Genomic DNA, 13,390 nt, shown 5'->3' with positions numbered 1-13,390 from the left:
GGCATTGCGCGAATACCACCTTGTCATTGCTATGGAAAAATGACTTAACTGCTGCTTCTATGCAGGAAACGAGCATAGCTCATAGCCCACCAAATAGTATGCTAGTGAACGTCGAGACTGGTGATTTGTTATGTGAAAAGTATCTCCGATAGAATAATTGTGTTTTTTTTCTGAAGCGTTTAAATACTCAATGTCCTCACGAGTTAAAGCAGGATCGATGCGAATACGCCCATTGATAGCAGCAATTAGCTGAGTCGTCAGCGCCCCTTTGTTTTTAGCGAAGCACCATTGAGTCTTATCTATTTTTGCAAACATTCGATGGCGTTCATCTTGCGAACACCTTGTTCTGTAAGGGGAGTTTATTGCGTTTAGTACATGGAATGCCTTATATCCAGTAAGGTTTGTTACATAAGCATCATCCTTTTTTTGGCTGTTCATTGTTATCTTTGATTGACGCGTTGTTAATAAGTAAATGATTTCTTTCCCAACGCCCCCTTCGTTATTCATGGTTACCTTTTGAGCACCAAAGTCCGGGTGTAAGCTACTCAATTCATCCACCCTCATGCCCGTTAATAACAAGCAATACCATGCCGCCTTATCATTCAAGTCATGCAAATATCGCTTAAAATCAGCTGTACGATAGGATTTACCACCTATCTGAGTCACCAAGTCTTTTGTCGTAACTTCTCTAATGCAAGGTTTAGTTTCATAGTATCTTTGCATCCATCGTTCATCTTTCTCGTTATCAACAATGTTAATCCCTTCCGACTCTAAACAGGCTAAAAACTTTTTAGTTGATTTCGCTTGTAATTCGTGAGAATCGAATCCACTCTTGCCCTTTCTTATCTTTTTGATTCTTTCCTGAATCGCAGCATGTCGGAGATTTATCCTCTTTTCCACAGACTTTTCTATTTCGTCACGAAGCGCATAAGCTTTTTCTATCTCAGCAGAAAACTGGTTGATTATTGAAAAATATAGTCTTGGAGGGATAACTGGAAATTGTGTTCCTTCGGCCATCTTCAAGTTTAAGGTAGAGTGAGTGAGCCGATCATATTGAACTTTAAAAGGTAAGCCTCTTTGTAATGTATGCAAGGCGTTTAGGCCTACAAACGCATTTTCATAAGTGAAGTCGACACCATCAGAAGCCAGATCTCTCAGGGTATCCTCAGTGACGTTTCCAAAGCTTGAGATGTTGCGTCTAAGTAGTGCGTTGGCATTATTGCGCAGGTACATCACTGAGCGCCTGATGGTCGCTAGTAAAACTGACTCTTTTGAGAAGTACATCCTTGTAAGTGCTAGGCATTTAATTTCGTTTATAAATTGACGGCTATTACCGTTGAATATTACGATAATTCCTGGGATATCTAGCTCAAGACTGAATTGTAGATTACATACACTTTTACATTTCAAATCGGTATCAGAAAAAAACCAATCATCTTCTCTAAAGCGAATTGTTCTCTTACCGTCTTGATAAACAATCATCTCGTTAAGCTTTACCCAGTTTCCTTCTTTGATGGCAGGACGCAAGATATCTTCTATATAATTTCCACCGCATTTGGCACCAGCACAAAGCGCATTCATCTTGTGGCTAAGAGCATCAAAATCGCTTTCATTGTCAAGCCTCAACATGCTTGTCTCCTTATGGCCTATCGAAATGATAGGTGTTGAATGACGCTATCAGTGATCTTGAACATAAAATAACGGCCATGCTCATCGAGTAGCGCTTCCGCTGAATCTACAGTTTCCAATGGAAGTGAGGATATATGATGTTTAAAGCGCTCAACCTTACGATTTATGAGTTCTGACCGTTCAGGAAAAAGGTCTGATGCATCTTGTATTGCTTCAAGAAAACTTAGTAACTTGTATACAGAGTGAGGGTCATCAACCAATTGTGCGCTTTTACAAAAAACGCATAGATCATATTGGTAACAAGCGATATCACCAACTTCATCAATTATTCCTTCATGCTCTGCAAATTTACGCGCAGAATAATGAAAGTCCTGGGTATTTAGGAAACTAGGTCTGCCATCGCAAGCAATTCCATTTGGATTTGTTGGCATGTTTCTCTGTTTGTACTTCTCATAAGCTAAAATGGGAATACTTAGTTCTTTTTTGACTTCTTCTACGGCGTTATTTCGGTGCTGCCCCTTAGCTATCTTAATCAGTGTACTCAGGCCTTGTGAGACCATTTTAGAATTCTCTGTAGGGTGTCCATTCACATAAGATTTTTCTTGTGTTTGAATCGTGTGCTGGAGTATTTGTCGAGCACTAAATCCCTTATCACCATCTCGATACTCAAGTATACTGGTCGTTGCGCGTATACGTGATGCAGTGACATTTAGTAAAAAGTCACCGTGACCAATACCATAACCCCAGAGAATTCTGTGGCTAATGATGCTTTCAATACTTTCCCATTGATAAGTCTTCCACTTTCCTCCTAACGGTAATAAATAGGGTGGGATTTTAGTCTTGCTAGGGTGTCCATATTTTGTATGTGTTGGGTTATAGCGTTGAGAAAAAGCTTCAACTTTTTCAAGAAAGAGTTGGTATTTGGCTGCAATTTTGAAACTGCCTTTTGTGCCATCGGCATATCTGAAATCAATGGTTATAGTGCCATCCTCTTCCTTTTTTGAATAGTATAGTGGCATGACTATGCCATTAAGCTGGACATCGGTAAGGCAAGTTAATGAAGCAAAAGCTAGTTCTATGACTCGACTCTTGATGCGAGTCTTGTAAGCCAGTTTGTTTTCTTTCTTTATGACGATAAAGCCAGTTTGTGGCGAAGTTACTTTCGTGAACGCTGGATAAGCGCTCTCTTCCATTAAATCTTCACAAAGTTCAACGAAATAATCCGTTAAGTTTGAACGGTCATGGCTGAAAACACCGAGTTTTTCAGAGAGAACTTGTGGCCCCAAGGAAAATCCAATATCTAAGCCCATAAGTTTGTTTTCTTTATTGTAGGTGTAGAAAAGTCGTCCATATTTTTCATTACTGTAGGCTTCAGAAAACATAGACATTACCTCAATGAAGCTTACTCCATCTTGTATGCCGTTTTTATCTCGTTTGTTAACGTCAGCAACAATGAAACCCGCTGCATCATCAACTGCTTGAGGGTGAGAATCCTCGCTAGCACTTAAAAACAGTGCTTCTACATCTTTATTGGCTCTTCCCTTATATGCTTTAACCTTGACATATGAATTTGTTTTTCCTTCGCCACTTTTTTTCATGGGACTAATAGGATGACGGACAGCTAATATGCTCGAAGTGTTGAATGCTGTGTAATACGAAAATAATAGATAGCCAGAAAGCATGCATTGGTAGAATGGCGAGCTTGCTGTGTAGCCGTGTGTTAGGCCTTGAATATTTGCGCCAACTGTTACTGTTGCGTATCTGCCGTTAATTTGGTCGACTTCTACTTCTAGCATATTGGGCGGCGGTGAATTGGGGTTATCGTCTCGATGAGCGATTAACTGCGTTGCCAATGAAGTAAAATAGAAATTAAGCCGGCGCAGCATCGTGTTCCATTCGACAGGTTGATAAGGGTTATTCCATGGATTTAGCCTTCTTCCCGCTTTAAGTGGCTTTAACCTGTATTGATAGGCACTCACATCAAACCCTATTGAGTTTAGGATTTTATTAATTTGAGTTCTTATGCCTTGTGCACTGAGTTCAGATATACCCAACTCTTCGTTATTATGGTATTGAAAAAGGTATCTTTTGGGCTCTATTGCTAATTTCACTTGACGCCATAACTCACCGTCATTGCCACAGTAAGCCAAATACCCGATTCTATCAAAAGCATTTGAACCTATTGAATCACAGAACTTGATGTATGACATAAAGGTTCTGATACAGCAACAAATATAAATATCTGACAGCATGTCTTTACGCTGACGTTCAACCCATCGGTATAAACCGAGCATATAGTCAAAGCGGGAGGGCTTAAACAGCCTCGCCGTAGGGTCACAATGGATATGGCACCAGTCTCTAAAGTTAAAGCTAGTTGGGCTTCCCATCGTTGGCACAAAAGTAACGCTTAGATCTAGGTCAGTAACGTTTGTGGATTCTATAGATTTTTGGCTCAAGACGACTTTTCTTGTTCTATTTCCTACGCTTTTTGCAATAGGACTCTTTGCCATCAGTTACTCCATTAAAATAGCGAGATGAGAGTTTTTTCGGCTTGCAAATTCGAGCCAATACTTGTCGGTATTCATGTATGAAATGTATTTTTCTGTCATTTGAGTCGACGAATGCCCCATCAAGTCAGCCAATTCATTAATCAGCACCTCAAAAAGCAAATTGCGCTTAGAATGTTCACGGTAAAGCCAATGCGTTGCGTATGTTGCCCGAAGGTCGTGAACCGTAAAATACCAATCGGGGTGCTTTTTAATTATTTCATTGCGAACATCAGAGAAGTAAGTTTCAAGTGTGTTAGGCGCGAATGGTAAGCCTTCTCTTGGGTTGAGAAATAATCCGTTATGTTTAATATTGCAACGACATTGAGCGGCTAGTCGTGCCTTGCTATGTTTGTATTGAAGCAGAATTTCCATAATGTGACGTGGAACTTCAATTGTACGCTCTTTGGAAGATTTTGTTTTGCAACCATTTCGCACCTCACTAATCGTGACATTTGCTACTTCCTCGTGAAATGATAGCTCTCTAACTTCTGTTGCTGGAAATGTAACTAATTCCTTTAATCTTAAGCCTGTCTCAATAGCGGTATACAACATAAGATTCTTAACATCATGGCTAAGTTCAAAGTTGCTGTCGTCTATACTTAAATAGCTCAAAAGTATTTGTTTTTCATCTTCGCGCATCGGAGATAATCTGTGATGTGATTTGACAATTTGCACGCGTCCAAAAGGTCTTGTCAGCCCTGTTGTTTCGACTTCGATTGTCCGTGATTCGTTTGATTTAATATGACCTAGCATATTGTGGTCATTCGATTTTGCTTTACGTTTTACTTTTACCAATCTGTATTCAAAAGGCACAAATGTTTTAGAAAATCTTATTATTCGCTCTACATGTAGAAACTCGTAGTAGCGTATAATAGTTCTCACATATGACGCTGCAGTACTCGGCTGGTAAACTCCTTTTTCAACGCTGTTTCCATTCTTATCAATTTCGTCTCGTTTAAGGTTTTCCACTAAGAAGTCACGAAATAGATATACAGCACCAAGCTCCTGTTCATCAGTGCAACCGTAAATTGTTTTACCTTCAAGTTTCATCCAGCGATAGAACAACAACAAGGCTCTAATGTGCGCATCCAAAGAGTGATGAGTAAGCCCAGATTGTGCTAGTGAACGCATAAAGAGATTAGCTTCAAAAACATTAAGACCATTAGGATCGATCAAAATAGGGAAGGTAATGAAAGTCGGATTTCTTCGACCCTTTAGTTGAGGAGCGATTGCGCCAGATTGTTCATTGACAACAAACTCAATTTGAGGCTTTCTTTCAACAGTTATATCGACATAGCAATATTCTCCATTCCCCATATCCTTTGGTGCTAATCGTTTGTGCCTCCCCATTTTAAGAGTCCCCGAACAAAAATTCGACTCCAAGATAGTAGGCCAGTTTTTTATTGCCGTCTAATTTGTATCAAAATAAATTTAAGCAGTGTGATTCTAAAGTCTACAGCAACATTAGCACGCATCACTAAAGGTTTCCACATATCGAGTGAAGGTTTCGTGATTTTGTAAAACATCAAAAATAAGAATAAAAACAGACTGGGTAACAAAAAACGCACGAAACTCAAAAATGAAACGGGCATTGATACCGATAGATACTTGGCCATTAAGCCACTTAAAAACAAACTGAACGTCGACAACAACATGAAAGCCGTCGCCTTGGTAATATCAGACATAATTATCACCTCCTATGACAGTTATTTTAGAGGCGTGACGTGATGAAAAATAGCGAGTAATATTAACCACAACTGTAAGGAAAACTTACCAATGAAGAAGCTCGTTCCACTTAAATCCGTTTATGCTTTCATTGCTGTCGCCGAAACAGGCAGCATGACCGAAGCCGCTCGCGTGTTGTACGTCAGTCATTCAGCAGTAAGCCAAGCGATAAAATCATTAGAGCAACTGGTCAATAAGCCGCTGTTCCAACGTGTGGGTCGTCGTGTTGTTCTAAATGCCGCAGGTAAGCGATATTATCGAAAAGTCGCACCCGCACTGGAACAAGTAATAGAAGCCACAGAAGAACTCGCCAAAACGCCTAACGACCACCGCATCACCCTCAACATGGTGAACTCACTCGCCATGCACTGGTGGATCCCGCGAGTCTCGGAATTCCAAAGCTTTGCCCCCTCTCTTGATATTCGTATATCCACGCTAACGGGCACTTTCGACATAGAACAAGAAGGTGTGGACATCGCGCTGGTGCACGGTAAACCGAGCGAGTGGGACCGATATTACAGCGAAAAGCTCGGTGACGATGATCTGGTATTGGTGTGCAGCCCAGCACTATTGAAAAACCAAATGGGATTAAGCGTTGAACAACTGGTGAAACAAAACCCAACCATTGGTGTCTTCAACCCAAGAAGACAGCATGACTGGCAAGTGTGGTGCGATCATTACCAAACACCCATGCCGACGTTCCACAGTAACTTGACGTTCGATGTCTCGATTCAAGCCGTACAGGCTGCCATTCGTTCGCTTGGTGTATTAGTCACTCACCGCTTGTTTGTGAAAGATGACATCAGCCATGGCATGTTGGTCGAAATTAGTGAGCCAGTGGCTAACCCCCATCAAGATTTCTATTTCGTTTGTCCAAAAAACAAATTAAAACAAGAAAGTGTGCTAAAACTGAGAACATGGTTGAGGCATGAATTCACTCGCTCAGAGACAAAACTCAGCAAGTAACTAATCATCAAATAACTAATCAACTAGTAACAACTCATCTAGTAACCAATCATCTAGTAACCAATCATCTAGTAACAACTTATCTAACTTACAGAGGCCATTATGATTATTACCACCACTCAATCTGTTGAAGGCAAACGCATTGTCGACTACAAAGGGGTTATCGCCGGAGAAGCCATCCTAGGGGTTAACGTATTCAAGGATATGTTTTCAGGTATTCGCGACTTCGTCGGTGGACGTTCTGGCACCTATGAAAAGGAACTGGAGAAAGCACGTAACTACGCATTCAAAGAGCTGGAGCAGAAGGCGATTGAAGCGGGTGCAAACGCAGTGGTTGGTGTCGATATCGATTATGAAGTCTTAGGAACAGGTAATGGCATGTTGATGGTATCAGCGAGCGGCACGGCGGTTGTCGTCGCTTAATCGAATCTGAAATTATTTGATTCAATAAATGCTTATTCCAACCTTCGGTTTGTTTATCACCAGAAGGTTGGAATAAGGATAAGCCGTGGCTGAAGTGAATTTAACTCGTTCTGCCTTCTTGCTCAGAGATGATCTCATCAAAAGAGGCAATTCGAGCGAGGAACGCCCCCTTGTCTTTCGGTAATATAGAGCTTGCCAAAGGCAGGTCAGCCTTCATCGCGTCGACCGCCCTTCCACGTACCAACACTTCAAAATGTAAGTGAGGCCCTGTTAAACGGCCTGTTGCACCCGACAACGCAATTTCCTGCCCACGCTTAATCTGTTGCCCTTTCTTAACCAAGAATCGACTCAAATGCAGATAACGAGTTTTGTAAACACTGTTATGTTCTATCACTATGTATTTCCCTGCGTATGGATGGTCACGAAGTGCCACAACCCTACCGTCTCCCGTTGAATAAACGGGTGAACCCACAGGTGTGGCGAAATCAGTACCATTATGCGGCGATACACGTCCAGTCACAGGATGCTTTCGGAATGGGTTGAATGATGAAGTGATTCTTCGGAATTGTTTGTCTATTGGGTATCGATTGAAAGCTTGCTCAAGGCTATTCCCTTCTCGGTCATAGAAACGTCCATCCGCAGCAAGAAAAGCCGCCACTTCCCTATTTCGTAGCTTGATAGAGACCCCTTGCACTTCAGTCTTACCCGTTAAGTGATCTTCCATGTATTGCTCTTTAACCAAAACATTAAAGCTGTCGCCAGCTCTGAGATCTTTGGAGAAGTTAATTTTATCTTTCAGCGTTCGTGTGATATTGGCTATCTGGGCACTGGTTAAACCGGCCTTGTAAGCTGACGTGGAAAAACTACCCTGCACCGCACCTGCGTACAGCTTTTCTTTCCATTCCCCAGGAGTCTCGATGAACTGATAACTAAAACTACCGTCATCATTTTCTGTGTAAACAGCCTGCTCAACCAAGCTCTCATGGTAAATCAATTCGACTAGCTGCTTAGAGTCACTATCCAACAACAACTCTAGATGATCACCAGGCTTGATCGTGTCCAGTTTCAGTGATTCTAGATCGGCCTCAAGTATCTTTTGAGCCGTTCCGTAAGGGAGTTTCCAAGAGGTAAATACATTACTGAGTGTATCCCCAACTTTGACAAAATAATGAACTCTTACCAGAGAACTTGACTCAACGTCTGAACTCGATGGCTTCTCATCAGCCGAAACCACACCTTGGTAAGGTGTAATTTTGATAGCGATGTCTTCTGGTGGTTCAGGAGAAAGAGAAAGATATAAAGCAAGTGAAAATGCGCTGATAGCAGTCACTATCAGGCCAGTGCGGAGGAACTTCATAAAAATACTCAACGGTTATCACAATGAACTTTTCAAATGTTATAACATAACAATTAATTCAATAAAATAAACGAAATGTAAGAAACCGTTCCGTAAAAATGATTAAAAGCATAGTAAGCGTACGAAGCTCACCATGCCATTAAATAATTACTCTTCACAAAGCGCTTCAAAACGATCTAAGCCGCGTAGCATCTCAAAATCTGGCTCTTCAGCTAGCAACTCTCGCATTGAGCCACTGGCTTCGATAGAGCGCTCTAAGTCGTCGATTGCCTGACCTTCAGCACCTAATCTTGCATACGAACAAGCTCGTTGGTACAAGGCGTGAGCATTTTGATCATCCACTTCCAATACACGGTTACATAAGCTCATTGCCCAATGGTATTCCTGCATGTCCATTGCGGCATCAGCTTTATAAGTGAGCGCCTCTAAATCACCAGGGCGGACTTTTAAGATCTCATCGTAAATTTCAATTTTTTGCTCGGCGGTTTGAGCATTTTGCGCTCTCAACCATAAGTTGTGTATTTCATTGATGATTTCAATTTCTCGGTTGTTCTCTGAGATAATTCGAGTCTTACGCTTTAGATCCCTTTCAAGAACGTTAAACTTCTTCTCGTACTCTTGAGCGATAGAATTCAATCGCTGGTCAGCCATCTCTTTGGTTGTGTGCTTGAGTTCTTTAAGCGATTGCCACCCAACTAATGCGATAAGTGAAGCGACACCCGCAATAATGTAGAAAAAATAGGTTACAGTCACGTTGGCGTAATTCAGCGATTTGTCCGCCACAGCGAGCTCACGGTCGGTCATCTGAATAGTCAAACGTCTTTCAAGATCTTGTTGGTCCATTCTTAGCTGCTTCAATTCATCCAAGATATAGCGTTCCATCAACGGTCGATCTAAATAGTCCAATTCTGAGTACTCAACCTCTTCGCTTGCAAAACTCATCGTGCTGAACACCGAGATAACTGCAATCAATAAGATTCGAAGCATTATACATTCCTTATATGTTTCATCTTTAGGCTAACTGTATCTTGTAATAGTCATACAAGCTAGGAAGTCGACAAGTTTGGCTTATTCGTATTAGTTAATAGTTATTTATAGCTCGATAGTCACTCACTTCTACAATCGATTCCTCCAACCACGGACTCTTCCAACAATCCTGCATAAATTCCATTGTGTGCTATTAGCTGTCGATGATTACCTTGCTCAACAATTTCACCCTTTTCCAACACCAAAATCGTATCTGAGTGACGAACGGTACTCAAACGGTGTGCAATCGCAATCACGGTTTTTTCCTTGAAAAGGCGCTGCATTGCTTTTTGAATTAGGTCTTCGGTGATTGAATCTACCGAACTGGTCGCCTCATCAAGCATCATCAATTGACCACCCTGTGCAACCGCTCTAGCGAACGAGATAAGCTGCGTTTGCCCTACAGACAAGTTGGATCCGTTCTTTTCCAAGTGGAAGTCATAACCTTGTGGCAATTGTTCAATAAACTTATCGGCATAAACATAGCGCGCAGCCTGTTCAACCTCAGTTCTAGATAGATGCGTTTTACCCAGCGCGATATTGAATTGGATGGTCTCTTCAAATAAGTGCACGTCTTGCATCATCATTGAGAACAAATGAGCAGAGTCTTCGCTTGAGATCTGAGACAGCTCTAATCCATTCAACAAAATGCTGCCTTCATAGTCTTGGTAGGTTTTAGAGATTAGACGCAGAATCGTCGACTTACCCGAACCCGTCGAACCCACAAGGGCGATTTGATGCCCTTTCTCCAATACAAACGAGACATTCTTTAGAACATAGGGAGAGTCGTCTTTGTAACGGAAGCTCACGTTCTTGAACTCTAGACTCACAAATTGTTCGAGCTGTTTTTCAACCTTGTTAGATGGCAGCAGGTTGCGTCCTTCCTCTTCAGTCGGCTCAACAAACAGCTCTTCAATATGGTCAAACGCTGCAAATGAACTCTGAATCGAAGCAATCTGCGAAGTAAAGTCACGGATCGGAACAAACACTTTCTCTAAGGTGTTGATGAACGCAATTAGCACACCCAACGTGAGTGCCCCTTCTATCACTTGCTCAGAGCCATACCAGATCATAATCGCGATGGTGATAGAGGTGATGCCAGAGATAAACGAGAACAAAATCGCATCGTATTTATTGATCTTCTTCTGCGCTCTTAAAAACTCATCGGTATAGCCTTGGTAACGCTGTTCTACTTGCTCTTCCGCTCGGTACATCTGAACGGTTTTCATACCAAATAAGACTTCTTGTAAAAAGCCAATACCGCGAGCGAGCGAAGAACGAGTCACCTTGTACAGTTCACGAAGTCGGTTTCTCACATACACCGTCAAATACATCACCGGCGGCATAATGATCAATACAATCATCGTTAACTGCCAATCAATGAAGAACATCATCACCAACAGAGCAATGGTGTTGATACTGTCTTTAACTAGCCCCACAACCGACTGAACAAACGTCTCGCCAATGGTTTCCAAATCACTGGTTAATCGTGAAAGCGTTACGCCAATCGGTGTGTTATCAAAATAGCTGCGTGGTAGTTTGAGCACACGAGCAAACAACACTGAGCGCATGTCAGTTATCGTGTATTGCCCGGTTTTACGCAGGTTGTACGAATAGGTGGTATCCACCACATAGCTCGCCACCAGCACGGCAACGAGATAGAAGACGTATTCGAGCAGACCATCCATATCCCCATGACTCAGGTGAACATCGATCACTTGAATGATCAGCCAAGGGAACAACAAGCTCGTGATGACAGAAAGAGGAAGCATAGCGATGCCCAGAATCGCAGAGCCTTTGTATTTCTTAGCAAACTTAAAAAAGTGCTTGAGGTACTTGAGATCAACACCTTTTAACATGCTGCTGCCTCCGTTTCATTCTGCTGTAACTGCCATGTATCGTAATAGTAATCGCACGTTTTCAATAACGTCGCGTGGTCGCCCTTCGCAATCACCTTACCTTCGTTCAACACGATAATTTCATCCATATATTCAAGGGCATTAACACGGTGTGAAACCACAAGTACCGATTGATTTTCCAAGCGCTTAAACAAGCCCTCTAAAATCTTACGTTCTGTTTCATAGTCGACAGCCGATAGAACGTTGTCCATGATGATCAGGTCGGTGGGTTGCAATAAAGATCGAGCAATGCTCAAGCGCTGTTTCTGACCACCCGACAACATGATCCCTTTCTCACCGACTAAGGTTTGGTCGCCATGCTCAAAACGTGTAACGTCATTGGCTAACTGACTCAGTTCTAAAACCTCATCAACCTGACTCTTTGCCAAGTCAGTATCTAAGCTACCGAAGCGGATATTGTCTTCGACGGTTGCAGAAAACAGATAAGGGTCTTGCGTCACGGTTTTCACGTAACGGCGCAAATCACTGCGTGAGAAGCTAGTGACATCTCTTTCGCCTAGGAAAACTGAATCTTCTGGTACATCCAAGTGATGGTTCAAGCAATTCACTAATGTCGTTTTACCCGCTCCGATTCCGCCTAGCACACCCACTTTCTTACCTGCTGGAATGTCAAAGCTGATGTCATCGAGAATCAGACGCTCTTCACCTGAATAGCTGAAGCTGAGGTTGCGAATAGAAAACGTTTTTCCCTTCAGAGATTCAACATCTAACTCAGTGAGCTTATCTTCATCAAGGTCTGGAATTTTTGCATTAAGAATGGTTTGTACACTTTGAATGCCGACCATGCCACGCTGATAAATGGTCGCGATTCTGCCAAGCTGCATCAATGGCATTGCGAGCAAAACCGAGTAAGTCAGAAAGGCAGTAATCTCACCAAGTGTGAGTTCCTGTCTCATTAACATGTAGCCACCGAGCCCAAGAATGATGATTTTCATCAGGTCATTGGCGTAGTCGAGTACTGGCATAAAGAAGACTTGAATACGTGTAATTTTAAGGCGGCATTCAAGTAATAACTGATTCAGCTTTTCAGTTTCAGCTTTCACCCAAGGTGACATCTGCTGGCTCTTAATCAAATCAATCCCAGACAGGTAACTCATTAGCTGAGCAGACAAGTTTTGCAGACGTTTCATGTGCTCTAAATGCAGCGTTTTCATACGCTTGAAGCCCACCCGAAAAATCACAAAAGCGATTGAGATAGGAATAATCGAATACAGTGTGAGTTCTGGCGATATACGCCACATATAAAGAGGTGTCAGCGATAACGCGAGTAACGCGTTGAAGAACTGAAGAAACCCCACACCAAACATCAGTCGGATGCCGCTAAGGTCATTATTCATGATTGAAATTAGCCGACCAGATGCAAAACGTTCATGAAAGCTGCTCGGTAAGCGATTCAGCTTTTGTAGAAGTGTACTCTTTAGTGCTGCTTCTGTAATTCGCCCCGGATTAAGCGCATAGATACGAGACAGAATTCTCACCACCACCATGGCAACCGACATACCGACCACGATCCAAACATAGGTTTGAAGCTGCTGATGGCCCGTTGTTGAAGCATCCTCAATAAGATCGATGGCAAGTTGGATATAACGAGGGATCTCTACCTGTAACCAGTTAACGAGAAAAATGAACACAATCGCCAGTAAGTACGAGGTGCGATTCATGCGCAAATAATGGGCAACAAACTGTCTTTTATTCATAGTCTTCTTTGTTTAGGGCAGGCTCACCGAGTTTTGGTGATTTCGTAAAGCTAGAAACGAGCGTCACTTAAGTAAAGATACACCTAAAACACCGGATTG

Annotated in this window: 9 protein-coding genes and 1 pseudogene; 2 read left to right on the top strand and 8 right to left on the bottom strand. The window is 42.2% G+C overall.

All coding sequences use genetic code 11. The features are described 5' to 3' along the window. Positions 1–57: 57 nt before the first annotated feature. The 4 genes and pseudogenes from AB4589_RS07730 to AB4589_RS07715 all read right to left on the bottom strand — a co-directional run. Positions 58–1,629, bottom strand: coding sequence for an integrase (locus AB4589_RS07730; RefSeq protein ID WP_372100009.1), 1,572 nt, complete (start codon positions 1,627–1,629; stop codon positions 58–60). A gap of 17 nt (positions 1,630–1,646) precedes the next feature. Further along, the gene (locus AB4589_RS07725) at positions 1,647–4,139 is read right to left on the bottom strand and encodes a hypothetical protein (protein ID WP_372100008.1); all 2,493 of its coding nucleotides are present in this window, start codon (positions 4,137–4,139) and stop codon (positions 1,647–1,649) included. A 3-nt stretch (positions 4,140–4,142) separates the two neighbouring features. Continuing rightward, positions 4,143–5,528 (bottom strand): tyrosine-type recombinase/integrase, encoded by a 1,386-nt coding sequence (locus AB4589_RS07720; protein ID WP_372100006.1) that lies wholly within the window; start codon positions 5,526–5,528, stop codon positions 4,143–4,145. A gap of 116 nt (positions 5,529–5,644) precedes the next feature. Then, positions 5,645–5,863, bottom strand: a pseudogene (locus tag AB4589_RS07715) (EamA family transporter); the annotation flags it as partial. Between the two features lie 91 nt (positions 5,864–5,954). Here AB4589_RS07715 and AB4589_RS07710 point away from each other — a divergent pair. Both AB4589_RS07710 and AB4589_RS07705 read left to right on the top strand, forming a co-directional pair. Continuing rightward, positions 5,955–6,869, top strand: a complete 915-nt coding sequence (locus AB4589_RS07710) for a LysR substrate-binding domain-containing protein (RefSeq protein ID WP_371710165.1) — start codon at positions 5,955–5,957, stop codon at positions 6,867–6,869. Between the two features lie 102 nt (positions 6,870–6,971). Then, the gene (locus tag AB4589_RS07705; protein ID WP_004730185.1) at positions 6,972–7,292 is read left to right on the top strand and encodes a heavy metal-binding domain-containing protein; all 321 of its coding nucleotides are present in this window, start codon (positions 6,972–6,974) and stop codon (positions 7,290–7,292) included. Positions 7,293–7,392: 100 nt separating this feature from the next. Here AB4589_RS07705 and AB4589_RS07700 read toward each other — a convergent pair whose 3' ends face one another. The 4 genes from AB4589_RS07700 to AB4589_RS07685 all read right to left on the bottom strand — a co-directional run bounded on the left by AB4589_RS07700 (position 7,393) and on the right by AB4589_RS07685 (position 13,291). Beyond that, the gene (locus AB4589_RS07700) at positions 7,393–8,649 is read right to left on the bottom strand and encodes a peptidoglycan DD-metalloendopeptidase family protein (protein WP_017098377.1); all 1,257 of its coding nucleotides are present in this window, start codon (positions 8,647–8,649) and stop codon (positions 7,393–7,395) included. Between the two features lie 147 nt (positions 8,650–8,796). After that, a complete protein-coding gene (locus tag AB4589_RS07695) occupies positions 8,797–9,636 on the bottom strand; it encodes a tetratricopeptide repeat protein (protein ID WP_009845608.1) in 840 nt (279 codons plus the stop codon). A 119-nt stretch (positions 9,637–9,755) separates the two neighbouring features. Further along, the gene (locus AB4589_RS07690; RefSeq protein ID WP_371710164.1) at positions 9,756–11,534 is read right to left on the bottom strand and encodes an ABC transporter ATP-binding protein; all 1,779 of its coding nucleotides are present in this window, start codon (positions 11,532–11,534) and stop codon (positions 9,756–9,758) included. Next, complete coding sequence (locus AB4589_RS07685; protein ID WP_102249343.1) at positions 11,528–13,291, bottom strand: ABC transporter ATP-binding protein; 1,764 nt, start codon at positions 13,289–13,291, stop codon at positions 11,528–11,530. Before AB4589_RS07685 ends, AB4589_RS07690 begins: the two co-directional genes overlap by 7 nt. Positions 13,292–13,390 lie beyond the last annotated feature (99 nt).

It is taken from the genome of Vibrio sp. 10N.222.49.A3, assembly GCF_041475145.1.
Lineage (GTDB): Bacteria > Pseudomonadota > Gammaproteobacteria > Enterobacterales > Vibrionaceae > Vibrio > Vibrio tasmaniensis_A.
This window is presented reverse-complemented; position numbering and strand designations above follow the sequence as displayed.

What these genes read in the sequence shown, in the direction of transcription:
- AB4589_RS07730 (WP_372100009.1), bottom strand. Translation starts at nt 1,629, where the DNA reads ATGTTGAGGCTTGACAATGAAAGCGATTTTGATGCTCTTAGCCACAAG.
- AB4589_RS07725 (WP_372100008.1), bottom strand. Translation starts at nt 4,139, where the DNA reads ATGGCAAAGAGTCCTATTGCAAAAAGCGTAGGAAATAGAACAAGAAAA.
- AB4589_RS07720 (WP_372100006.1), bottom strand. Translation starts at nt 5,528, where the DNA reads ATGGGGAGGCACAAACGATTAGCACCAAAGGATATGGGGAATGGAGAA.
- AB4589_RS07710 (WP_371710165.1), top strand. Translation starts at nt 5,955, where the DNA reads ATGAAGAAGCTCGTTCCACTTAAATCCGTTTATGCTTTCATTGCTGTC.
- AB4589_RS07705 (WP_004730185.1), top strand. Translation starts at nt 6,972, where the DNA reads ATGATTATTACCACCACTCAATCTGTTGAAGGCAAACGCATTGTCGAC.
- AB4589_RS07700 (WP_017098377.1), bottom strand. Translation starts at nt 8,649, where the DNA reads ATGAAGTTCCTCCGCACTGGCCTGATAGTGACTGCTATCAGCGCATTT.
- AB4589_RS07695 (WP_009845608.1), bottom strand. Translation starts at nt 9,636, where the DNA reads ATGCTTCGAATCTTATTGATTGCAGTTATCTCGGTGTTCAGCACGATG.
- AB4589_RS07690 (WP_371710164.1), bottom strand. Translation starts at nt 11,534, where the DNA reads ATGTTAAAAGGTGTTGATCTCAAGTACCTCAAGCACTTTTTTAAGTTT.
- AB4589_RS07685 (WP_102249343.1), bottom strand. Translation starts at nt 13,291, where the DNA reads ATGAATAAAAGACAGTTTGTTGCCCATTATTTGCGCATGAATCGCACC.